General features: G+C 37.3%; 25 protein-coding genes. 7 read left to right on the top strand and 18 right to left on the bottom strand.

All coding sequences use genetic code 11. From position 1 onward, the window contains the following. The first annotated feature begins 11 nt into the window (after window positions 1-11). Genes hemW through murI form a run of 3 tightly spaced genes read left to right on the top strand, consistent with a single transcriptional unit; the run spans window position 12 to window position 2,366 of the window. Window positions 12-1,136 carry a radical SAM family heme chaperone HemW gene (gene hemW, locus JML65_RS19390; protein ID WP_202271779.1) on the top strand — a complete coding sequence of 375 codons (1,125 nt, stop codon included), beginning with the start codon at window positions 12-14 and terminating at the stop codon, window positions 1,134-1,136. 54 nt (window positions 1,137-1,190) lie between these two features. Then, on the top strand, window positions 1,191-1,490 hold the full coding sequence (locus tag JML65_RS19385; RefSeq protein WP_202271778.1) for a DUF4139 domain-containing protein: 300 nt from the start codon (window positions 1,191-1,193) through the stop codon (window positions 1,488-1,490). Window positions 1,491-1,535: 45 nt separating this feature from the next. After that, window positions 1,536-2,366, top strand: coding sequence for a glutamate racemase (murI, locus tag JML65_RS19380; protein ID WP_047493144.1), 831 nt, complete (start codon window positions 1,536-1,538; stop codon window positions 2,364-2,366). Window positions 2,367-2,528: 162 nt separating this feature from the next. Here the strand turns inward: murI and JML65_RS19375 are convergent, their stop codons facing one another. The 9 genes from JML65_RS19375 to JML65_RS19335 form a co-directional block, all read right to left on the bottom strand. Continuing rightward, window positions 2,529-4,136 (bottom strand): solute:sodium symporter family transporter, encoded by a 1,608-nt coding sequence (locus JML65_RS19375; protein WP_202271777.1) that lies wholly within the window; start codon window positions 4,134-4,136, stop codon window positions 2,529-2,531. Between the two features lie 43 nt (window positions 4,137-4,179). Beyond that, complete coding sequence (iolG, locus tag JML65_RS19370; protein ID WP_202271776.1) at window positions 4,180-5,157, bottom strand: inositol 2-dehydrogenase; 978 nt, start codon at window positions 5,155-5,157, stop codon at window positions 4,180-4,182. Window positions 5,158-5,247: 90 nt separating this feature from the next. After that, window positions 5,248-6,726, bottom strand: a complete 1,479-nt coding sequence (locus JML65_RS19365) for a CoA-acylating methylmalonate-semialdehyde dehydrogenase (protein WP_202271775.1) — start codon at window positions 6,724-6,726, stop codon at window positions 5,248-5,250. Further along, window positions 6,723-8,606 carry a 3D-(3,5/4)-trihydroxycyclohexane-1,2-dione acylhydrolase (decyclizing) gene (gene iolD, locus JML65_RS19360; RefSeq protein WP_202271774.1) on the bottom strand — a complete coding sequence of 628 codons (1,884 nt, stop codon included), beginning with the start codon at window positions 8,604-8,606 and terminating at the stop codon, window positions 6,723-6,725. The genes JML65_RS19365 and iolD overlap by 4 nt, the downstream gene beginning before the upstream one ends. Window positions 8,607-8,625: 19 nt before the next feature. After that, window positions 8,626-9,630, bottom strand: coding sequence for a 5-dehydro-2-deoxygluconokinase (iolC, locus tag JML65_RS19355; protein ID WP_202271773.1), 1,005 nt, complete (start codon window positions 9,628-9,630; stop codon window positions 8,626-8,628). A 20-nt stretch (window positions 9,631-9,650) separates the two neighbouring features. Beyond that, window positions 9,651-10,517, bottom strand: coding sequence for a 5-deoxy-glucuronate isomerase (gene iolB / locus JML65_RS19350; RefSeq protein WP_202271772.1), 867 nt, complete (start codon window positions 10,515-10,517; stop codon window positions 9,651-9,653). 26 nt (window positions 10,518-10,543) lie between these two features. Continuing rightward, window positions 10,544-11,575 carry a Gfo/Idh/MocA family oxidoreductase gene (locus tag JML65_RS19345; protein WP_202271771.1) on the bottom strand — a complete coding sequence of 344 codons (1,032 nt, stop codon included), beginning with the start codon at window positions 11,573-11,575 and terminating at the stop codon, window positions 10,544-10,546. 18 nt (window positions 11,576-11,593) lie between these two features. Continuing rightward, window positions 11,594-12,475, bottom strand: coding sequence for a myo-inosose-2 dehydratase (gene iolE, locus JML65_RS19340; protein ID WP_202271770.1), 882 nt, complete (start codon window positions 12,473-12,475; stop codon window positions 11,594-11,596). Next, window positions 12,472-13,419, bottom strand: a complete 948-nt coding sequence (locus tag JML65_RS19335; RefSeq protein WP_202271769.1) for a ketose-bisphosphate aldolase — start codon at window positions 13,417-13,419, stop codon at window positions 12,472-12,474. Before JML65_RS19335 ends, iolE begins: the two co-directional genes overlap by 4 nt. Before the next feature lie 222 nt (window positions 13,420-13,641). Between JML65_RS19335 and JML65_RS19330 the strand changes: the two genes are divergently transcribed. Next, window positions 13,642-14,691 carry a substrate-binding domain-containing protein gene (locus JML65_RS19330; protein WP_202271768.1) on the top strand — a complete coding sequence of 350 codons (1,050 nt, stop codon included), beginning with the start codon at window positions 13,642-13,644 and terminating at the stop codon, window positions 14,689-14,691. Window positions 14,692-14,725: 34 nt separating this feature from the next. Here JML65_RS19330 and JML65_RS19325 read toward each other — a convergent pair whose 3' ends face one another. Beyond that, complete coding sequence (locus tag JML65_RS19325) at window positions 14,726-15,325, bottom strand: nitroreductase family protein (protein WP_202271767.1); 600 nt, start codon at window positions 15,323-15,325, stop codon at window positions 14,726-14,728. 85 nt (window positions 15,326-15,410) lie between these two features. On the opposite strand from JML65_RS19325, the gene JML65_RS19320 reads away from it, so the two are divergent. After that, window positions 15,411-15,758 (top strand): winged helix-turn-helix transcriptional regulator, encoded by a 348-nt coding sequence (locus JML65_RS19320; protein WP_047493179.1) that lies wholly within the window; start codon window positions 15,411-15,413, stop codon window positions 15,756-15,758. Here JML65_RS19320 and rsmD read toward each other — a convergent pair. The 5 genes from rsmD to JML65_RS19295 all read right to left on the bottom strand — a co-directional run bounded on the left by rsmD (window position 15,755) and on the right by JML65_RS19295 (window position 18,685). Further along, window positions 15,755-16,330 carry a 16S rRNA (guanine(966)-N(2))-methyltransferase RsmD gene (rsmD, locus tag JML65_RS19315; protein ID WP_047493182.1) on the bottom strand — a complete coding sequence of 192 codons (576 nt, stop codon included), beginning with the start codon at window positions 16,328-16,330 and terminating at the stop codon, window positions 15,755-15,757. The two genes, JML65_RS19320 and rsmD, sit on opposite strands and share 4 nt — an antisense overlap. Window positions 16,331-16,412: 82 nt before the next feature. Continuing rightward, on the bottom strand, window positions 16,413-17,129 hold the full coding sequence (locus JML65_RS19310; RefSeq protein WP_202271766.1) for a DUF3822 family protein: 717 nt from the start codon (window positions 17,127-17,129) through the stop codon (window positions 16,413-16,415). Window positions 17,130-17,147: 18 nt separating this feature from the next. Beyond that, window positions 17,148-17,642, bottom strand: a complete 495-nt coding sequence (locus JML65_RS19305; RefSeq protein WP_202271765.1) for a Smr/MutS family protein — start codon at window positions 17,640-17,642, stop codon at window positions 17,148-17,150. Window positions 17,643-17,738: 96 nt separating this feature from the next. Beyond that, window positions 17,739-18,236 carry a metallophosphoesterase family protein gene (locus tag JML65_RS19300; RefSeq protein ID WP_202271764.1) on the bottom strand — a complete coding sequence of 166 codons (498 nt, stop codon included), beginning with the start codon at window positions 18,234-18,236 and terminating at the stop codon, window positions 17,739-17,741. Next, window positions 18,236-18,685 (bottom strand): hypothetical protein, encoded by a 450-nt coding sequence (locus JML65_RS19295; protein ID WP_202271763.1) that lies wholly within the window; start codon window positions 18,683-18,685, stop codon window positions 18,236-18,238. Before JML65_RS19295 ends, JML65_RS19300 begins: the two co-directional genes overlap by 1 nt. Window positions 18,686-18,759: 74 nt before the next feature. Between JML65_RS19295 and JML65_RS19290 the strand changes: the two genes are divergently transcribed. Next, on the top strand, window positions 18,760-20,304 hold the full coding sequence (locus JML65_RS19290; RefSeq protein WP_202271800.1) for a serine hydrolase: 1,545 nt from the start codon (window positions 18,760-18,762) through the stop codon (window positions 20,302-20,304). 109 nt (window positions 20,305-20,413) lie between these two features. Then, window positions 20,414-21,643, top strand: coding sequence for a retropepsin-like aspartic protease (locus JML65_RS19285; RefSeq protein ID WP_202271762.1), 1,230 nt, complete (start codon window positions 20,414-20,416; stop codon window positions 21,641-21,643). Window positions 21,644-21,657: 14 nt separating this feature from the next. Here the strand turns inward: JML65_RS19285 and JML65_RS23910 are convergent, their stop codons facing one another. The 3 genes from JML65_RS23910 to JML65_RS19275 all read right to left on the bottom strand — a co-directional run bounded on the left by JML65_RS23910 (window position 21,658) and on the right by JML65_RS19275 (window position 22,993). Then, window positions 21,658-21,915, bottom strand: a complete 258-nt coding sequence (locus tag JML65_RS23910; RefSeq protein ID WP_317194087.1) for a hypothetical protein — start codon at window positions 21,913-21,915, stop codon at window positions 21,658-21,660. 91 nt (window positions 21,916-22,006) lie between these two features. Continuing rightward, window positions 22,007-22,132: a hypothetical protein gene (locus tag JML65_RS24035; RefSeq protein ID WP_262896503.1), complete on the bottom strand. Its 126-nt coding sequence runs from the start codon at window positions 22,130-22,132 to the stop codon at window positions 22,007-22,009. 384 nt (window positions 22,133-22,516) lie between these two features. Then, window positions 22,517-22,993, bottom strand: coding sequence for a SixA phosphatase family protein (locus tag JML65_RS19275; RefSeq protein WP_047493226.1), 477 nt, complete (start codon window positions 22,991-22,993; stop codon window positions 22,517-22,519). Window positions 22,994-23,058: the final 65 nt, after the last annotated feature.

The raw sequence follows: 23,058 nt of genomic DNA, 5'->3' as shown, positions 1-23,058 counted from the left end.
GAGCTTTTTTTATGATATATATTCACATCCCATTCTGCAAGCAAAAATGCAGCTATTGTAATTTTCACTTTTCAACATCCCTGAATTTTAAGGATGAAATGCTTCAGGCTATGAAAACTGAAATGATGCTTCGGAAAGATGAATTACAGAACAAAACCCTACAATCTTTATATTTTGGTGGGGGGACACCTTCCATTCTTTCGGTAGATGAGATCCATTCTTTAATTGATGAAGCTTTAAAATACTTCAGCTTTGATAAAGACATAGAAATTACTCTGGAAGCTAACCCGGATGATCTGGATCAACGGTTTGTAAAACAACTGGCAGGAACTCCCGTGAATCGTTTATCTATTGGAACACAGAGTTTTTTTGAAGAAGATCTGAAACTGATGAACCGTGCTCACAGTGCTTCTGAAGCAGAAAGTTCTATTAAAAGGGCTCAGGATTTTGGCTTTGAAAATCTGAGTATTGACTTAATCTATGGTTCACCTACTTCAAATCTTGAGATCTGGAAGGAAAACCTGAATAAAACCATTGAATTAGAAGTTCCTCATATCTCGTCTTATGCTTTAACTGTAGAACCTAAGACAGCATTGGAAAACTGGATTTCAAAAGGAAAAGTGACCAGCCCGAAAGAAGAAGAGCAAAACAGAGAATTCTACTATCTCTCGGATTTTCTTAAGGATAATGGATTTGAGCATTATGAAGTTTCCAATTTTGCAAAACCCGGATTTTATTCCAGACACAATTCAGCATATTGGAAATATAAGGAATATCTTGGAATAGGTCCATCAGCACATTCCTATAACGGATTTGATGTCAGAAGCTGGAATATTGCCAATAATCCACAGTATATTAAAAAACTGGCGGTTAAAAATCTTGCCAAAGAAGAAGAATTACTGTCTCAGGAAGATCAGTTTAATGAGATGATCATGATTGGCCTGCGAACCATTTGGGGAGTAGACCTTACAAGCTTAAAGAATAAATTCTCCGATAAGGTAATGGATCATTTTCAAACGGAGATAAAATCTAAAATAGAAGAAGGCATTTTAATCATTGAAAAAGATCACCTGAAAATTCCCGAAAAGCATTGGTTTATGGCAGATGGTATTGCTTCGGATTTATTTCTGGTATAATGTTTATTAGTGTATATTTGAAGCCAGACTTTAAATAAAAACTAAAAGGAAGTTGTGAATGATAAAGCCAATGAGAAGTTTTTTTCTTCCTATCAGGAGAAGACATTCACATATGATCTTATTATACACAATAATAAAAAGGAAGTGATCACTATCGATATAAAGGATCAGATCCCTTTGAGTAAAGATGAATCCATCAAAATTGAGCTTCTTCAAAGCGATAATGCAGATGTTGATAAAGAGAAAGGTTTCTTGAGTTGGAATGTTAAAATCTCTCCGTCGGAAACCAAGAAATTTAGAGTAAGCTATAAAGTAAGGTATCCGAAAGATTTTTCACTTAGTAATCTTAAGTAAGTATCGGATTATTCACTATTTTTGTATAAAATTTCAGTTCACAATTTGAAAACTAAAAAACAAGATTATTCGCATCTTTCACCCAGCCAGCCTATCGGTATTTTTGATAGTGGTGTGGGAGGGCTTACTGTAGCTAAAGAGATCAAAAGACTTCTTCCTCACGAGGATCTGATCTATTTTGGAGATACCAAACACCTTCCTTATGGAGAAAAATCTAAGGAAGCAATTATTGAATACTCTACAAAGATCACCAATTTTCTGATGGAACAGAATTGTAAGGCCATAGTTATTGCCTGTAATACTGCTACTGCAAATGCTTTGAATGAAGTAATGCAGTCTGTGGGAGGTAAAGTTCCGGTGATAGACGTTATTAATCCTGTTGCTGAAAAAGTAGCTTACGAAATCCATAACAATGTTGGAGTGATTGCCACTAAAGCTACCGTAAATTCAGGATTGTATAAAAAGAGCATCCGAAAACAGAATAAATGGATCAAGGTAGATGAATTGGCAACGCCATTACTGGTTCCTGCTATTGAAGAAGGATTTAAGAATCATCCGATTACCCATGCTATTATTTACAATTATCTTAGTAACAATAAGCTGAAAAATATTGAAACATTAATTTTGGGGTGTACGCATTATCCACTTTTAATTGATGAGATCAAACAGTATTATGGAAACAGGGTTCGTGTGATTGATTCTCCAAATATTGTGGCCAATCATCTTAAAATTATCCTGGATAAATACCATCTTTTGAATGATAATAATCCGAAACCGAATTATCACTTTTACCTTTCAGATCTTACTAAGAATTTTGAGAAAATTTCCAAAAAATTCTTTGGTAAAACCATTGATTTGGAATTGAAAGTATTGTAAGTACATCCTGTTTTATAATTAAAAATAGAGGAGTAATATTTTTGATGTTCTCTAAGAGAAAAAATAAAGAAACTGCCGGTAATATTCATTTACCGGCAGTTTGCATTCTAAAAATATACTAAATGGGTACTGAATTTTAACCTAAGTTCAGTGAATAAAGGATTATTGACTGGGAATAATCCCTATTGGGCTGAAAAATAAGAAAACCAAAATAGTAAGGATGGCAATAAAAATGCAGGCTGGTTTTAAATATTTCCAATTTTCCACATTGACGGCTCCTGTATCTTCAATAACAAAATTATTTTCTCGGGGATAATATCTGCTGGCAATAATAAGGGTAAGAATAGTCACCACAAAGGCCACTGCCAGGCGATGTAAAAAATGAATGCGAAATCCCATTGCCTCCATTCCGAATTTCGAGAATAAATAAAGTAATGTGCCGGTTATTAATCCTATTTTAGCTGCTCTTGCAGATACTTTAGGTAATAGTAATCCCGCAATAATAATGGCGAAAATAGGCATGTTGAAGATGGAACTAAATTCCTGAAGAATAATATAGAGGCCTTTACCTGCCATACTGATAAATGGAGCGATGACCATAGACGCTATGGCCATGACGGTTCCACATTTTTTACCAAATTTTACGATTTCGGTTTCTGTGGCTTTCTGATTAAAATACCCTTTATAAATATCGATTGAAAATAAGGTCGAAGCACTGTTTAATGCTCCATTAAAGGTACTGAGAATAGCCCCTACTACAATAGCTGCAAAAATACCGATAAGACCCACCGGCAGAACTGCTTTTACCAGCTCGGGATAGGCATAATCAGGATCGTTTAAGCTGTTTTTAAAATAATAATAAGCGATAATGCCGGGAACTACGACAACAAAAGGAATAAATATCTTGAAAAATGCAGTCAACAGCACTCCTTTTTGTCCTTCAGCAAGATTCTTGGCTGCAAATGCCCGTTGAATGATAGATTGATTCATTGTCCAGTAAAATACCTGGGGAATAAACATTCCTGTAAAAAGTACTGAAAACGGTACATCAGAAGTTGATTCTCCTATAGCATTAAAACGGTCGGGAACAGCTTCAAAAACAGTATGAACTCCATTTGAAAAACTGCCGTCTCCAATTTTGTAGAAAGCAAGTATCGGGATTAGTGAACCTCCGATAATAAGACCTATCCCATTGATGAGATCTGATATGGCAACTGCTTTTAACCCTCCTAAAATAGCATATAAAGATCCCAATATACCAATCCCGACAACCATTATGACCATTGCTGTGAATTTATCAATGTGTAGATTTTCTGAGACATTGAAAATACTTTCCATCGTAATAGCACCTGTGTACAGTACAATGGGAAGAAGGGTAGTGATGTACAGCAGCAGAAATAATCCGGAACAAATTACACGGGTTTGTTTATCATAACGGAGTTCTAAAAACTCTGTAATAGTGACCAGTCCCATCTTGAGGTATCTGGGAAGAAAATATACCGCCATAAGCACCAAAGCTAAAGCGGCCAGAGTTTCCCAGGCCATTACTTCCATTCCAAAGGCATAGGCACTTCCATTGAGTCCTACCAAATGTTCTGTTGACAGATTGGTGAGGAGCAGGGAAGCTGTTATTAAAATAGCATTCAGATCCCGCCCTCCTAAAAAGTAGCCGATTGAGGAGTGGGCCATTTTTGTCTTTCTTGTGAATCTCCAGGAAATAAAGGCGACTCCGGCAGTAAATATGAAGAATGTGATTAATGTTGTAAGCATAGAGTTAAGTTTTTTTGATGACCATTGTAAAACATTATTTTCGTTATAGAAAAATCAGTTTTTGTTGTTCTAACGACTGCGCACAGGCATCAGCTAATAAGGAAGCCTTAAGAGCATCCTCTGCGGTGGAAGGAAATTCTTTTTTCTCCTTTATAGAAGTAATAAATGCTTTTGCTTCTTCTATATATGAATCTTTATATCTCTCCAGGAAAAAGGGTTCGAGTACACTGCTTTCAATAGCATTTTCAAAATAAAAACGGGTATGGCTGATCTTTTTATTCTCCACAGAGATCATTCCCTGATCTCCCAATATTTCCAACCGTTGATCATATCCATAGGAAGCTTTTCGGCTGTTATCTATATTACAGATCACCCCATTTTTAAACTTAATGGTAATAAGGGTTGTATCTGTATCTTCCGTAAAATTGCGGGAACCTATGGCAATGATCTGTTCAGCCTCACTTTCACTGATAAAACGGGCCATGTCCAGATCATGGATACTCATGTCATTGTAAATTCCTCCGGATTGTCTGGAATATTCCGCCGATGGCGGGAAAGGATCCCTGCTGGTGATTTTAATGATGACCGGCTTTCCTATTTTTTTTAGAGTTGCTTTGGCATTGGCAAAATCAGGGTCAAATCGTCGGTTAAAACCTACCATAAGACGGTGATTGATATCCGGATAAGAATCTATGATGGTTTGGATTTTATCTTTATCTGCATCCAGTGGTTTTTCACAGAATACATATTTATTGTTCCCTAAAGCTTCCATAACCTGAGTGAAATGATGGCTGGTGGGGGAGCATATCCATACGGCATCAATATCCAACCGACGCAGAATATTATGATAATCAGTATAGAAATGAGGAATCTGATACTCTTCAGCTGTTTTTTTTACGTGATCCAAAGAAATATCTGATAGCGCAACAACCTCAACATTTTTTATAGTTTTTAATGCTGCAAAGTGTACCTGTCCGATTCTTCCAAGTCCTATAATACCTATTTTTAATTGGGTGTCCACTGTATGTATAGTTGAATTTGTGTTTTTTTAACTTTTCTGTACTCCAATTTTTTCGAACCCGAACCCTTTTATTTGATATGGAACCTGGAATTAGAAGGTTCTGGACCAGGTTTTAGGCCAGCGTTCGATGACTACTTTTGTCTGGGTATAAAATTCGATGCCGTGGCGTCCTTGTGCATGAAGATCACCAAAGAAAGACTCTTTCCATCCTGAAAAAGGAAACTGCGCGACCGGTGCTGCTACCCCTACATTGATGCCTATGTTTCCGGCCATTGCTTCACTCCGGAATTGACGTGCTGAAAGACCGTCCTGAGTGAAAATACAGGCCATATTGCCATAACGTCCACTATTGATAAACCGAATAGAGTCTTCCATAGATTTGAAATTAAGCAGGCTCATTACCGGACCGAATATTTCCGTAGAAATAATTTCTTTATCTAGCGGAATATTTTCCAGGATAGTAGGATACAGGAAATTTCCACGATCAAATCCGGAAACATTTTTTTGAGTACCATCTACCAGAAAATTAGCACCTTCGGCAATTCCTTTTTGAATAAGCCCCTGAATTCTTGTTTTACTTTCCTGAGAAATCACAGGTCCCATTTCTATTCCGTCTTCAAGACCGTATCCTACTTTTCTGGACTTGGCGGCTTCTACCAGAGCATCTTTGATTTTTTTATCATCACCAACGGTAATTACGAGGGATGCCGCAAGACAGCGTTGGCCTGCACAGCCATATACTGAATCCGTAATGATTTTTGTAGTCATATCGATATCTGCATCAGGCATAATAACAATAGGGTTTTTAGCTCCTCCCTGAGCCTGGACGCGTTTTCCGTATTTGGCTCCTTCCGAGTAAATATATTTGGCTATGGGAGTAGAACCTACAAAGCTGATAGCCTTTACATCCGGATGCCGAAGCAGGCTATCTACAGAATCTTTTCCACCATGTACCAGACTTAAAAGGCCTTTCGGAAGATCTAAGTTCTTGTGGATAAGATCAAATACATACTGCATGGTGGCAGGTACTTTTTCTGAAGGCTTCAAGATGAAAGAGTTTCCCGTAGCGATTGCATAGGGAAGAAACCAAAAAGGAATCATTCCCGGGAAATTAAAAGGAGTAATACAGGCACAGACTCCCAGGGGCTGTCTGATCATGAATTCATCAATCCCCGGAGCTATATTTTCAGAGAACTCAGACTGATTGAGGACATATGTGGCACAGGCTACTTCCACATTTTCAATAGCACGCTGTATTTCACCCAAAGATTCTGCATAGGTTTTCCCACATTCATTGGTAATGAGCTTTGCAATCTCTTCCTTGTGGTCTTCTAATAACATTTTCATTTTGAATAAAGGCTGTACTCGCTTCATTGCCGGGACATCCTTCCATTCCAGATAAGCTTTTTGGGCATGCTGTATCGCTTTTTCCACATCTTTTACGGTATCCGGGCCGGAAGGAACCTGTGCAATGACCTCCTGCGTTGCCGGATTATGTACGGAGGTATATTGAGTGGAGATACTGCTCTGCCACTCTCCGTTGATGTAATTTTCTAATGTTTTCATCATTTGTATTGATTAGGTTTTATGTATTGCTGTTGTTGTTTTTTATTGGATTCATATTGTTTTCGGGCCTCAATAACCTCAGGGAAAACCGATATTTCAGGGATGGGAACTTCCCACCACGAATAAGCGTAACCCTGGAGTTTCCTGTCCCGGATGGTTTCTACATAAATAACTGTTGTTTCTTTATTATTTTTGGCTTTGATCAGACTTTCCTGAAACTCAGCCATATTTTTAGGACGGAATACTGCAGCTCCCAGGCTTTCTGCATTTTTTGCCAGATCAGTTGTCAGAGGGGGCCCATCAAGTTGGCCTGTTTTTTCATTTCTATAATTAAAATAAGTTCCAAACCCTTCTTCTCCAACAGCATTGGAAAGCCCACCTATTGAGGCATAGCCATTGTTGTTGATTAATATTAAGGTGATCTTAAATCCTTCCTGTAATGTGGTAATCAGATCAGAAGGCATCATAAGATAGGTGGCATCCCCACACATCACATAAATCTCCCGGTCAGGATCCGCCATTTTAGCCCCAAGACCTCCCGGAATTTCATATCCCATGCATGAATTTCCATACTCCAGGTGAAAGCCTTTAGAATTTTTGGTTCTCCACAATTTATGCAGATCTCCAGGCAATGAGCCTGCAGCACAGAGAATTACATCTTTATCTTCTATGAAATCATTGAGGGCTCCCATATATTCTGCCTGTACAGGGCGATCAGGATTTTCGCATGCATAGGCTTTTGTTACAATTTCATCCCATTCTTTATGATAGCCGTGAACTTTTTCGACGTACTTTTCTTCTGTGTGATAATCTCCCAACGCTTTACGTAATGCTTTAAGCGTTTCCCTTGCATCTCCCTGTAAAGGAACCGCAGAATGTTTGAAAGCATCAATTTCTGCAATATTGATATTGATAAAAGTGACATTGGGATTTTTCCATGCTGATTTGGAGGCAGACATAAAATCTCCATACCGGGTCCCTATTCCAATGACTACATCTGCTTCTTCAGCAATTCTATTGGCTCCTTTGGTACCAGTTCCCCCCATTGCCCCAAGATTGAGGGGATGTTCATAATGAAGAGATCCTTTTCCTGCATAGGTTTCAGCAACAGGAATTCCAAACTGTTCTGCAAAAGTTTTTAATTCTTCTTCTGCTTCAGAATAGATAACTCCTCCTCCTGCAATAAGCATTGGTTTTTTTGAATTTTTTATAAGGCTTACGGCATATTCTAATAATTGAAGATCCGGTACCGGCCTTGGAATATACCAGATTCTTTTTTCAAAAAGCTGAACAGGGAAATCATAGGCTTCCGTTTGTACATCATGTGGAAGAGCCAGTGTGACAGCTCCTGTCTCAGCAGGTGAAGTAAGAACACGCATAGCTTCCAGTAAAGATGAGGTGAGTTGTTCCGGGCGTTGGATGCGGTCCCAATATTTTGAAATGGGCTTAAAACAATCATTCACAGAAATATCCTGGGTTTGGGCAGATTCTAATTGCTGTAATAAAGGAGTTGCAGAGCGGGTCGCAAAAAAGTCTCCGGGTAACAATAATACGGGTAATCTATTAATGGTAGCACCGGCGGCAGCTGTAATCATATTAAGTGCTCCTGGGCCTATGGAGGTCGTGCAGGCAAATGTCTGCAGTCTGTTTTTCATTTTTGCATAGGCGGCAGCGGTATGGACCATGGCCTGCTCATGACGGGTTTGGTAATAGGTGAAATCTGGATTTTGTTTCAGAGCCTCTCCTAAACCAGCTACATTTCCGTGCCCGAAAATTCCGAAACACCCTGCGAAAAATAGCTGTTCTCTACCATCCCTTTTGGTGTACTGATTTTTTAAAAATTCAATAGTAGCCTGTGCTACCGTTAATCTTTTTGTTTCCATAATTCAACGGTTGATAGGGTTAAAAGCCTCCTTTATCTGTAATGAACTGAATTATTTCCTCATAAGTAGGCGCGTAATTGCTACATCCCTGCCTGGTTACAATCCATGCGCCGCAAGCATTAGCAAGACGGGCAGATTGATACGTATCCCAATTTTGGAGGTACCCATAAATAAACCCCGATGCAAATGCATCTCCTGCACCCAATACATTGACAACTTCTACCGGAAATCCCGGGATATCTTCCGTCTTTCCGTCAGGATAATAAGCGGTCACCCCCTTGGATCCTGTTTTAACCAAAAGAAGCTTTATTCCGGAGGATAAGACCTGTTTGATCACCCCATTGATATCACCTTCGATAGTTGGGGAAGAAATAGCACTGTCTTTAATTGTTACCTGATCGGAATCTGTAAGCCCCATTGCCAAAAGTTCTTCTTCTGTACCCATAACAATATCACAAAGAGGAAGGTATTGACGAAGGGTAACTCCAAATGCCCGTACATCATGCCATAGATTGGCTCTGAAATCGATGTCTAAAAAAATGGTTGTTCCTTTTGTTTTGGCTTTTTCGGTAGCATAGATAGCTGAACTTCGGGTAGGCTCTACGGATAATGCCGTACCTGTCATCAGGAAAGATTTATATTGGTCGAAATCTATTGTATTCACCATATCTATTGTGAGATAGTTATCTGGCGCTTTATCCCGATAAAAAACCAGAGGAAATTTATCAGGAGGTACAATGCCACAAACGACAGCCGTACTGGTAGTATCCCTGATGATATTGACATGGGACACATCTACATTTTCCTGCTTTAAGGTATGGGTAATAAAACCTCCAACAGGATCATTTCCAACTCCTGTTACTATACTTGTCTTGAGGCCGAGTCTTTGTGCTCCTACGGATATATTTACCGGAGATCCTCCAATGGCAGTGGTAAGTTCTTTGATGTCATTAAACTCTGCACCAATATTTTTAGAGTACAGGTCTATGCTGGCTCTTCCGAATGTTAGTAGATCAAATTTCATTTTACTTTATATTAATCGTGTTACTGATTATTCATGGCAGGAGTTACTAAAGGAAGACGGTGGTCTTTTCCTTTCCATGAATCAAAAATCCATTCATAGTCACTGTCGGGAGTATTGGCAAGTGACTGATCGGATCCCGCCAGAAAATTTAAATAATAACAATGATAGCCATGTACTGCTGTTACCGGATGGTATCCCCTGGGCACCAATACTGCATCATCATGTCTTACCCGTAATATCTCGTTTAAAGGATCCTGATGATCTTTTGTATAAATTTGCTGGATAGCATAAGCTTCAGGCTTTTGAAATTTATAGAAATAGATCTCTTCCAGTTGGGCTTCCCGCAATTTTCCATTATGATCAATAATTCTTTCATCATGCTTATGTGGGGGGAAGGAGCTCCAATTTCCGGATGGAGTATATACCTCCCGGCATACAAGTCGGGAACATCCAAATCCCGGCGGAATTAAATCATTGAATTGCCTGGTGGCATTATCTCCGCCAAAAATTACGGTGGGAGTTTCTTCCGGAGTAATCAGCTGAGGTTCAAAATCATGATCAGCACTACACCAACAATAGGCAATGTCTAGCGCCTCAGAGGTTGGTATAAGGGTGAATTGAGTTTCTCTGGGCAGATAAAGGGTATGGGCTACTCCTTGAAATACATTCTTTCTTCCATTTTTTGTTTCCCAGTTTCCTTTATTGCTTTCCACTCTGTAATTGCCGGATAATAATACAATTACCATTTCATTTCCTCCCGTATCACAGGTCCATGTTTCAGATGGACCCATAAGACGAGCTTCAAAATTTAGCCAGTTCCAGCCTGCATTTTCGGCAGAGATGCTCTGGTAAATTTTCTGTTTTTTGGATTTTACTATAAGATTCATTTGTGTTTTATTAGGCGCGTTCTGGTCTAAGAGATTAGATCGGCAATGGTGACAGGTTTTTTCTCTTTAAATGATTTCGTTAATGCTGTAGCCACTAAAGTGGCATTCGTTGCGTTATGCATTGTTAGTTCAGGTTGTTTATTTTCCAATACATGATCTACAAAAGATTGAATCTGTGTTAGAAATGCATGTTGGAATCTGTCAAAGAAAGTTTCCATTCCTTCTCTTCGGATGCCATGTTTGTCTGATATCTGAAGCATATTTTTTACTGGAGGATCACCAATTTTTAAGTTTCCTTCTGTGGCGAAAATTTCTGTACAGGTATTATGCCCGAAAGAGGAAATTCTGGAGGCCAGCAATACAGCCATAGTTCCATTTTGAAGCTCACACATAGCAGCTGTATTGTCTGCATCTCCTGCGAGGCCAAATTCAGGGAATCTGTACGCTCCTCCTAAAGCCCAAACTTTTTCTATTCTGGAACCCAGATACCAATGGGCCAGATCTATGTCGTGAACATTATAATCATGGAAAATTCCTCCACCAGTGGTACAAAATTCAATTTGAAATGGTGCAAAAGTATCTTTATCTATTGTTTGGGAACGTAAAAGATAGGGAGTTCCTACCAGTCCTTCATTAATTTTGATCTTAGCTTCTGCATAGCTGGAATCAAACCTCCGGACAAATCCTAACATGGTAATCCGGTCGGGATGTCTGGCTGTTATTTTCTCAACACGGAGGCAATCTTCTATATTGAGTGCTAAAGGTTTCTCACAGAAAACATGATAACCGGCTTCGAGAGCTTTAATGATTGCATCAGCATGTTGATCTGTTGAGGTAACAATAACTACAGCATCCATATCTTTTTGCTGATCAAGCATTTGGTCGTAGGAGGTGTATAGGTTGGGAACGTTATAGGTCTCTTTTACATAATCCAGCTCTTCCTTTCTTATACTGCATGCTGCAATCAGATTGGCATTTGGAACCAGATAGGTAAGGTTTTTTGCATATTCTTTACCCAGCCTACCCAATCCTACAATTCCAATATTCAATTTTTTCATAAATGTATTTTTCTTTTTTTAAAATTTTAAAGTTTCTGTCATGAATTGGTAGCCTTTCTGGGCATATTCAAAAGGGTTGGCTTTAGCGGGATCCTGTTCTGCCTCTACTACGATCCATCCTTTATAATCATTTTGATGTATAATTTGAGCCAGCGTATGCATATCGAGGTTACCATTTCCAGGGACAGTATATATACCTAGTTTTACAGCCTGTAAAAAGCTGTTGTTATCTTTATATACCTGTTCCTGAATATTTTTTCTTACATCTTTGAAATGGATATGGGCTGTCCGGCCAATGAATTTTTTTAATGCCTTAACCGGATCTTCATTGGCAAAAGCAAAATGGCCACAATCATAATTAAGTTTTACATATTCTTCTTTTGTTTCATTGAGCAGGCGGTCAGTTTCATCAATGGTCTGTATCATTGTTCCCATATGATGATGGTAGGAAAGGTGCATTCCAAAATCATTCAATGCTATTTTACCCAGTTCGTTCAGTCCATGGGTTAATTTTTTCCAATCTTCATCCGATGCTTTTTTCCGTTGTGTGATGGGGGTATTGTATTTCCCATGAATGGTATTCCCACATTCTGCGCCCCCCACTACTTTAGAATTGAAATATTTTAGAAAATGCAGCTGATTCATGAAATCCTGTTTTACCTGTTCATATGATTTAGCAGTCAGTTCATAACTAAACCATTGGTTGCAGATAGTAAGCCCTCTGATGTCGAGATATTTCTTTAAGATTACAGGATCTTTAGGGTATTTATTTCCAACTTCACAGCCTTTATAGCCGGCCAGGGCCATCTCACTGATGCATTGTTCGAAAGTAATATCTTTTCCCAGCTCAGGCATGTCATCATTAGTCCAGCCAATGGGAGCAATTCCTAATTGTATCATATGTGTTTTTTATATAGTTGTGTTTTATTAGTGTTGCCTAATATTTCAAACTTTTTAGCGATAAGAAGTTCGAGTTCCTGCATATATTGGATACCTGGTCTTAAAGGATCCAATTGATCGGGGTGATTTTGTAAATATTCTCTGAGAACTCTTATCCATAATATTCTAAGATCGGTAGCGATATTGAGTTTGCATATTCCGTAAGGGATGGCTTTTCTGATCTCTTCTTCCGTTATACCTTTTGCATCTTCTTTAATGTTTCCTCCCGCGGCATTTATTCGTTTTATTTCTTCGTAATCTATGGATGAAGCACCATGAAGCACAATAGGGAAGTTCGGAACTCTTTTCTGGATATCCTTCAGGAGATCGAAACGGAGCCCTTTGCCTCCGGAGAATTTATAAGCACCGTGGCTTGTTCCTACAGCAACAGCAAGACTGTCGCAGCCCGCCTCTTTTACAAAGTATTCCACGTCGGCAGGATTGGTATACAATGCGTTCTCTTCTTCTATATTAAGATGATCTTCCACACCACTCAGTACCCCAAGCTCTGCCTCAACAGAAATATTTTTAAGATGGGCTCTGTGGGATATTCTTTTTGTCCGTTCAATATTCTTTTCCAAAGGATCATGCGAGGCATCGATCATTACAGATGTATATTCTCCTGATTCAATAGCACTGTCAATATGCGGTTCATTACCGTGATCGAGATGCAGGGCGAAAAGAGCATCGGGATATATTTTAGCGGCAGCCTTTACGCAGTTGATCAGCATAAGAGGGTGCATGTATTCTCTGGCAACCGGAGTAGTCTGAATAATAAATGGAGCATTCATCTTTTGTGCTGTACTAAATAAAGCATGGATCTGCTCAGGCATCGAAATGTTGATCGCAGGAATACAAAACTTTCCGTAAGCTTCTTTAAAAAGGGTAACCGAGTTAGTTTTCATATAATTATTGAATTTATAAAAAATTAACTTGATTGTTTAATTTTTTATCATTGTGTTCGAACACGAATTTATATATTTATTTATAATTAGCAAAATATTTATTAAATATTTATTCTATTTTTAATTATTTGTAGATTTCATGGGAATTTGAGACGGGTAGAACAAAAGGAATGAAATGTTTTCTATATTTGTTGAAGACTTATTTACACTAAATCATATATTTTGACAATTAAGGAAATTGCCCGATTAGCGAATGTTTCCCCTGGAACAGTGGACCGTATACTGCATAACAGAGGGGGAGTGGCGGAAAGTACCCAAAAGAAAGTAATAGAAATAATAGAACAGGCAGGCGGATTCAAGCCTAATGTTATTGCCCGTAATTTGGCACTTAATAAAGTGTATCAGGTAGCGGTTTTAATGCCTTTGTTTAATGCGGCCAGTCCATTTTGGGAATATCCTAAAAAAGGAGTGCTTAAAGCGGTAGAAGAAGTTTCTAGCTATGGAATGAAAGTTTCCGTCTCCTATTTTGATGAATTTAATGTAGATTCTTACAATAAGGAATTAGATAAAATCCTGAAGAATAAAAATCTGGACGGGATTATCATAGCTCCACATTTTGCTAAAGAAACACAGGAAAGAAGTGCTGTATTGGATGCCCTTAATATTCCTTATCTGTTTTTGAATGTTCCCTTGAAAGGACTCAATAACATTTCTTTTGTAGGACAGGATTCTTTTGCAAGCGGGAGGCTTGCCGCCAAACTTTTCCACATCGCTCAAAATACGAATAAACCCCGGGTCTTAATAGTGGAGGTTTTGGAAGACTTTGAGAACTATTATGGATTGGATCAGCGGGTGAAAGGATTTATGAGCTTTTTCTCAGACCATACTTCTCATGTGGTCATTGAAAAATTAAGAGTTCCGAATAAAAATACTCAACTCTATTATAAATTGTTAGGGGAAAGCTTACATGCCCATGAAGATATTGGTGGAGTGTTCTTTCCCTCCAACTCCATAACCAAAGCAGGACGGTATTTTGAAACACACCAGATAAAGCTGGATCTGGTCGTTGGATATGATGTGACTGAGGAGAATAAAAAATATCTGAATCAGGATATTATTACTTTTCTTATTGGTCAGGAACCTTTTCAGCAAGGATATAAAAGTGTCAAACTTATGTTTGAACATCTTGTACATGGAGAAGAGCTGAATTCTTTTTATATGTCACCGGTACAAATTATAGCGAAAGAAAACCTGGAATATTATATGCATTGATCCATTCATATTCCAGGTTTTGTAAAGATATTTTTTATCCTTCTATAATTACTTTTTCAGCTTTCAGCCTTGTTTTCGGGTTGAATTTCGGTTGATTGGCATCTGTTTCTTCCCTTTGGCCAATGGCTACGGCGAACAGCGTTTCATACTTTTCATTTTTCAGAATATCATCATATTGTTCAGGTTCTATTCCTTCCATAGGAGTAGAGTCTATGCCCATTGCTGCACATGCAGATAGGAATATTCCTAATGATAAATATACCTGATGGGCTAGCCAGGATTTTACAGCTGCCTCACCTTTAGGTTTTACCCTGTTTCGGTAATAATTTACAGCTCCTTCCGGAAGATTCTCTTCAATTTGTCTTTCAAAATCTTGTGTATTTTTTAATACCTGGAAAATAATCAAATGACTGCAATCCAATACTTTTTCTTTATTGATGTAAGAGACTTCTGCCAATTGATTTTTAAGTTCAGAATTATTTGTAAAGATAAAATTCCATGGCTGGCTGTTGATAGAAGAAGGGCTAAGGTTCAGAATTTCCTGTAGCTCTTTCACTTGCTCTGCACTGATGCTTCCCTGTGGGTTATACTTTTTTACAGTATACCTTGTTTTCATTTTTTCTAAAAAACTCATAATTTTATACTATCATTTTTATAGTTACAAAATTAATTTAAGTTTATTAACTTTGCAATAACGGTAAAAAATGATAGTATAAAAAATGTACACAGTAGATAACAAATCATATCCTTGCTGCACCAGTGTAACGATGAGATTTATAGGAGGTAAGTGGAAAGCGGTAATCTTATATCATTTAATTGCAGGAGCCAAAAGATATAATGAAATAAGAAAGGAAATTCCCACCATTACGGAAAGAACGTTGAGCCTTCAGCTTAAACAGATGGAGGAAGATGGAATTATTGACAGAAAAGTGTTCACGGAAAAACCACCTTTAATGGTAGAATATACCTTAACTGATTTTGGGAAAACCCTGCTGCCTGTTTTGGAAGCAATTACAAACTGGGGGAAAAGTGCACCGGATATATCAAAAAAAATAATCAGGAATTAAATTTCCTGATTATCATTTTCTTTATTCGGCTCAAAAAAACTGAAACTTACATTTCCGTATTTTCTGGTATCTACCAGATTGGGATGCTCAAGCTTCATTCTGCTTTGATGCTCTACAATAAGAACTCCGTTTTCTTTTAAGTATTTATTATTTAATACTAAAGAAATCAGTTCATAATATTTTTTCTCCTCCATTTCGAATGGGGCATCTGAAAAAACAATTTCAAAAGATTTTTTATTTCTGAACTTTTTAAGCCAGTCGAAAACATCGTCTCTCTGTACGTTGATCTGAAGTGACATGTCCAATTCAGATGCTGTAGAATTAATGAAACCTGTGTGTTTAGGATTCATTTCTACGGAGGTTACATTCTTGCATCCTCTGGAAGCATATTCTAATGAAATGGAACCGATTCCCGCAAATAAATCAAGAACGGAAATGGACTGCATGTCATATTTGTTTTCCAGAATACTGAATAAAGCTTCCTTAGCAAAATCCGTAGTGGGTCTTACATCGAAGTTTTTTGGAGCGGCAATTTTTTTAGCTTTCCATTTTCCGGATATTATTCTGAACATATTTTTTTAGGGTTTATGTGGTAGATTATAAAAACAGGGTACATATTTCTGAGATTCCCTCTCTGTTTCCTGTAGCTGTAATCTAATTAAGTATAAAATTTTTGTTGGGAACATTGTCAAAAACTATTTTAAGATTTCTGACAAATTTTTGCAGCTCGGAAATGAATGTTTCATTTTCCGTGGTTTCTCCATAAGCGAAAAAGTTGGTATCATTGATTCCAAAACCTAATTTGCTTAACGTGAACATAATAAAGTAAAGGAAGTCAACCTCTGAATTGACATCCAGGTTGTTGTACAGGATTACTTTTTTTTGATCGATAGCAAAAAATTCACATTGATTATGGTAAAGATTGATGTGAATTTCTTTGTTATTTTTATTGTTGATAGAACTTAAAAACTTCTCTCCGGAAAAATTAAAATGCACCGGAACAGCCAGTTCTTTTATTTTTTTGTAATAATGTTTTGGAAAAGTATAGTAAAACTGGATATTGAATTTTTTGTTAATCGAAAGCATCAGCTCTTCTTTGTTCTTGTCTGCCGGAGCATTGAAGGCTATCAGGTCAAATCCTGCATCATGTTCTGAAAATCCTTCCGGCATCAGAGTAAAATGATTCAGTGCAGAAATGATCTGAATCTCATCAAAACGCTGTTTGATAAGAATATCATCAAGCTTTTCTTCAATAAGATTGGCTGGTGTTTCTTCTGTAACGAAATAAGATTTTTCCTCCAGAATGCTTTTATTCTTCACAATCTGGTAGATCAATCCGTCTTTGGTAAAAAGTAAATTAAGTACGTTCATATTTCAATTGCTGCAAATTTAGTGAAATTCTACCATTACCGCACCCGATTGGTGGTGAAGTATTTCCTTATTATAAAAATCAATATTCACCTGGCTTTCCAAAACATCCCGTACCATCCTCTGTAAAGTACCATCACCAATACCATGAACAATTTCAAGTCTTTTCAAATTGTTTTTTCTGCAGAAGGCCAACACTTCTGTCAATTTCTCCTTTTGAATAAACAGTCTTTCAAAACTGTCATAATCGCTGGGATTCTTTACTAAATTATGAAAATGAAGGTCCAGAACCAAATGATTTTTCTGATGTTTCTTAGAAATGATTTTTTTAGGTTCTGCTTTTCTTATGATTCTTATATTTTCATAAAGATCAGCATCTTTGGGAACCAGTTTTTCTTTTGGATATTGATGAGTAAAGCCGTATTCATCTTTAAAAACCACAATATTTCCTTTCGCGGAAGTTACCACTCCGCTTAAATCTTCATCTACCACAGAAACTTTATCGCCAATCTTCATAATTTTTTAAGACTTGTCTGGATCACTAATTTGTACAAAGGTAAAAAGTAAAATGTATTGAAGGCAAGCTCCTTTATTCTCAAGCCCTCAAACTCTTCACACTCTCGGTCCCAATTCAATAATCTCAAGGTCTTTTATTTCTTCCCCATCAACGACAAACCGCATCATGGTTCTCATCTTGTGCCATCCCTGTTTTCCACAAGCTCCGGGATTGAGGTGTAAAAGGCTGTTCTTTTCATCATACATAGCCTTTAAAATATGGGAATGTCCCGAGATAAACAGTTTTGGAGCCTTGTGGGTTATTTCATTCCTGGTTAATGGAGTATATTTTCCGGGATATCCTCCAATATGGATCATCAAAACTTCCAGTTTTTCACAAAGAAAACGGTTTACTTCAGGAAATTCAGAACGGATCTGAGCGTTGTCTATATTCCCGTAAACCCCTTTTAGCGGTTTTATTTTTTCCAGCTGTTCTATAACATCCATGCTTCCAAAGTCGCCACAATGCCAGACTTCATCTGCCTGGGATGCATATTCTAAGATTCGGTCATCAATATAAGAATGGGAGTCGGAGAGGAGAAGGATTTTTGTCATTATCTCAATGTTCTTTCGGTAATATTTTCGTCGTATTTTTCTTTAAAAATAGCAATACGCTCAGTATTAAGTTCGCCATCACGGTTAATAACCCTTTCTTTTAAGAGCCATCTTACTACTTTTTCCATTCCCTTTCTGGAGTTCATAAAGTTGGAGACTTTCCCCAGATCCGTAGACTCAACTTTTACTTTTGCCGTCAAAAAATTAAGGATAAAGAAATCATCTCTTACATTACTTGGCGTTTCATTATCCATGTATTTGTAAAGCAAAATTTCCTGATCATCTTTCATAGAGAAAAATGAATATTGTGCAAGACTGATTTTTTCGGCCTTCAGGATTTGTTTTCCATCCACCATTACTTTGTCATCCTTGATACTTACGTCCTGAGAAAAATATAAATTACAGCTTATCATCAGTAAGAATAAAGCTAATAATCTGTTTATTGCCATTTTTAATGCTTTTAGACTGCAAATATAAAGAAGCTTTGATGTTATTTACTAAATTTGGGAAAATTAAAAAAGCAATGAGGCATAAACTTTCTTTTTTTATTTTTCTTTTAACGGTGGGGATAGCTAATGCCCAGGTTGAAGAAAAAAAACTGGATGAATTAATCCAGAATACATTAAAGACCTTCGATGTTCCGGGAATGTCAGTAGGTATTGTAAAAGATGGAAAAGTAACCTATTCAAAAGGTTTCGGACTACGTTCTCTTACCACAAAACAACCTATGGATGATAATACTCTGGTGGGTATAGCTTCCAACTCCAAAGGGTTTACCTGCGTAGCATTGGCTATTTTGGCAGATGAAGGAAAGCTGAACTGGGATGATAAAGTTTCTCAATATATCCCTGAATTCCAAATGTACGATCCATACGTTTCTCAAAATATAACCATAAAGGATCTGATTACTCACAGAGCCGGGCTAGGGCTGGGACAGGGAGATCTGATGTTCTTTCCGGAAGGAGGAAACCTGACGGTTAACGATATTGTTCACAATGTAAGATATCTGAAGCCTGAAAATGCTTTCAGAACGAAATTAGATTACAATAATATCATGTTCATTGTAGCTGGAGAAGTTATCCACAGAATTTCCGGATTAAGCTGGGCCGAATTTATTGAGCAGAGAATTATGAAGCCGGTAGGGATGACATCGAGTTTTGGAAGCTACAACAGAGCGAAAGCTAGCCCCAATAAAATTGATGCACATGCCCCTGTAGATGGGAAAGCAATTGCTGTTCCCCACGATTGGAATGAAACCGGTAATGCGGCAGGAGGAATCATGAGTAATATCAAAGATATGACCATGTGGGCAGAATGTCTATTGAATAATTTTACAACGAAAGACGGTAAAAAATTAGTCTCTGATAAGAATGTTCAGCAGCTTTGGAGTTTACAGATTCCAGATAGAGTGGCCGCAAAAAATCCATATGATACCAGTTTTTACGGATATGGGTTAGGATGGTTTTTAAGTGATGTTAAAGGTCATAAGCAGGTTCAGCATACCGGTGGACTTATAGGTACGGTGACACAATTTACCCTGATTCCTGATTTGAAACTTGGAATTGTGGTATTAACCAATCAGCAATCCGGAGCTGCTTTCAATACAATTACCAATACGGTGAAAGATTCCTATCTGGGAGTAGCAGACAGAAACTGGCTGAAAACTTATGGTGAGAGAATGTCTAAAATAAATGCAGAATATGATAAGCAAAAGAAAGAAGCTTATGTAAAATCTGAGACTTTTAAAAAAGATAAAGGACTTCAGCCAAAAGCAGAACAGTTTACCGGAACTTATCATGACATCTGGTTTGGGGATGTAGAGATTGCCCAACAAGGAAATACCTACAGAATATTGTGTAAAAATTCTCCAAGATTGAAAGGTGAGCTGCTTTCCTATTCCAACAATTCTTTCATTGTAAAATGGGATGACAGAAGCTATGATGCAGATGCTTTTATTGTTTTCAGCTATGATGAGAATGGAAAAGCACAATCCGCGAAACTGAAAGCCATTTCCGATGTTACAGATTTCAGTTTTGATTTTGATGATCTTGATCTGAAAAGGAAATAAACAGTCTTTTCAATTTAAAATAAAAAACCCATATTTATTTATATCTTTATTGTAAATAAATATGGGTTTACTCTTTTGTAAATGAAAGTGTTAAATGTTTTTAGGGTAAATGGATATTATAGCTGATATTGCCATGAAAAATAGAACTTTTATTCTCCTGTTTTTTACATTTCTTTTAGTTTCCTTCGGTTGGATAAATACTGTATCAGCACAAGATAAGATTCCTGTTCTAAAAGCGACCCATGAGAATGCTGTGATTTATGATGGTGAAAATGTAAAGCTAAACTGGAAACTGGATCCGAAAGTACGTCCGGATATTTATTATGTAAATCTACCATATAAAAAAAGTAAGGTAAAGTTGGTTACCGACCAGGAGGCAATAAGTTTCAAGACCCAATATGGAAAAAGTCATGATCTGATTGTTTTACTCAACGGTAAAGACAGTTGCTTTGTTCGTATTCTGGCTAAAGAAGATCCTTCCTTTATTGTATTGACACAAAATAAAAATAAGCCTTATCCTTTGGAAATTCCGTTTACAATGACCGGGTCCCGGATTTACTTTAAAGGGCTTTTGAATCAGAAAGAAGAAGTGAATATACAATTTGATCTTGGGGCGGGTACTTCCTGTGTCAACAAGCAGTCCTCCGAAAAATTAAAACTGTTGTTTTCAGGAAAATCAATGGTCAGCAATACACAGGGGATCAATGAAGCACGTACAAGTTCTGAAAATAGAATACAGATAGGTGATGCTGTCTGGAACGCTGTCCCTTTAACAGAAGTAGGTAATATGAAACCCGATGAAGATCTTATTGTGGGAAACAGTTTTTTTAGGGATAAAATTATAGAGATCAATTATGACAGAAAGGTCTTTTTAGTTTATAATGAGCTGCCGAAAAAGGCAAAGGATTTCACAAAGCAGGCTGTATTTTATGAACAGCACCGTCCAAAATTTAAAGCAGAAATAACCCAGAATAATAGAAAATATTCTTTCTGGTTTCTTTTCGATACCGGACGTGAGGGGACCATGCTTATTGGAGATGATTTTACAAGAGAGGGGGAAAACTGGGAAAATCTGAAAGAGCTGCAGATGCTGAATGAAAGAAAACTTATCCGATTGGATGCTTTTATAGGAGGGAGAGCGTTTAAGGATATTGTCACCAATGCAGCGGACCCTTTAAAACCAACTGGAAGACCCACTTTATTTGGAAATCAGATTCTCAGTCAGTTTAATGTGATATTGGATAATAAGGAAGGAATGCTTTATTTACAACCCAATGGGCGAAGTCATGAACCTTATTCAGATTATAACAGATACTTGAAAGAAGTAGGTCATAAATAATAAGAAATGTAGATTTATTGGAGTACATTTATGTCCTGCTCAGCTCTTGAAAGCTCTGAATTAAGGTGCTGTTTTGCAAAAAAGTTTTTTAAGGCAAGTAAGCGTTTTTTATAATCGTAATGAATGCTTGAATTCAGTTTTCGCTGACAAAGTGAACAGGCTCTGGCAAGGTGATAATCTGTTTCAGGGAGTGCATTGCTTCCGTTCATTACACAGTTGGCATTCAGGCAGTGGCTGATACTGAACATATGTCCAATCTCGTGTGAACCCACTTAAAAGGCTCTTATTGAAATTGGAGTCTGTTAAATGACCACCTGCAAACCTGTACATAGATGTTACTCCCACACCATCTTCATAAGAAGTCTACCCGAAAACATAATTACAGTCCACTTTTGGGAAAAGATCTTTCTCTGTAATCCCCATGAATACTACAGCATCTTTAGGTTTTCTTTTGATCAGAATACTGTCCAGAATATAGCCGGCCAACATCTGCTCTTGTCCTTGTTTTGAAATTCTTTTGCCTTTTTCAGGAAAAATAGTATTTGGTAAGGCTGGTAATATTTTTGTTTCCAGCTGGAAATATATTCTGAGATATTCTTTTGTGAGTTCGATTTCCTTTTTCTGAAGTTCACTAAATTCTCCAATAGGCTGAAGATAAATAGTATTTTTTCCTGGTTTCGGTTTTATTTTTTTGATTTTTGAAAATCTTCAAATTGCTGGATTTTTTCCTGATGATTATTTCTCCAGCTTCCTGATTGGGGCTCAGAAAGTTTTATATCATTGGCAGCAATAGCTTCAAAATACGTTTTCTCCCTTTTTTGGCAAGAAAAAAAGAAGGTACATAATACTGAATAAAGAATTATTGAAAAGAAGCTATATTTTTCCCGGTTCATAAAAGAAAAGAAGTTTCTTTTTGGCTCCGTCAAATTCAGACCATGAAGTACAGTCTACTTCAAACCCTGCGACACCACAGGTCGGAAAATGAAAAATATCTTCAGAAATAGAATTGGCGAAATTTGAAATTCCGTTATTGTGGGAGAAAAAGGCAACTGAGGAAAGGTTGTCGTCCAGATCATAAATTACAGACTCAAAATTTCTTTCTGAAGGATTATAGAGTTTTTCATCAGTAGAAAAATTAAGCTGATATGTTTGGTTAAAAATTTTGCAGGTATTCAACGCACGGACTGCCGGGCTTGAAATAAAATGATCAATAGAGATCTGATGATTTTTCAGGAACCTGGACATGTTCATAGCGTCTTCTAAACCTTTGTCTGCTAAAGGTCTGTCAAAATCCTCCGTTTCTTCCGGCCAGTCGCTTTTTGCATGTCGTACGAGGATGAGTTTCTTCATATATTTGTTTTTTGGAGGATTAAAATTATAAAAAAAATAATGGAATAAAACATGATTTATATAAA

This window comes from Chryseobacterium sp. KMC2, assembly GCF_016756935.1.
Classification (GTDB): Bacteria; Bacteroidota; Bacteroidia; order Flavobacteriales; family Weeksellaceae; genus Chryseobacterium; species Chryseobacterium rhizosphaerae.
The sequence above is the reverse complement of the archived record's forward strand: the minus strand, read 5'-3'. Positions and strand labels throughout refer to the sequence as shown.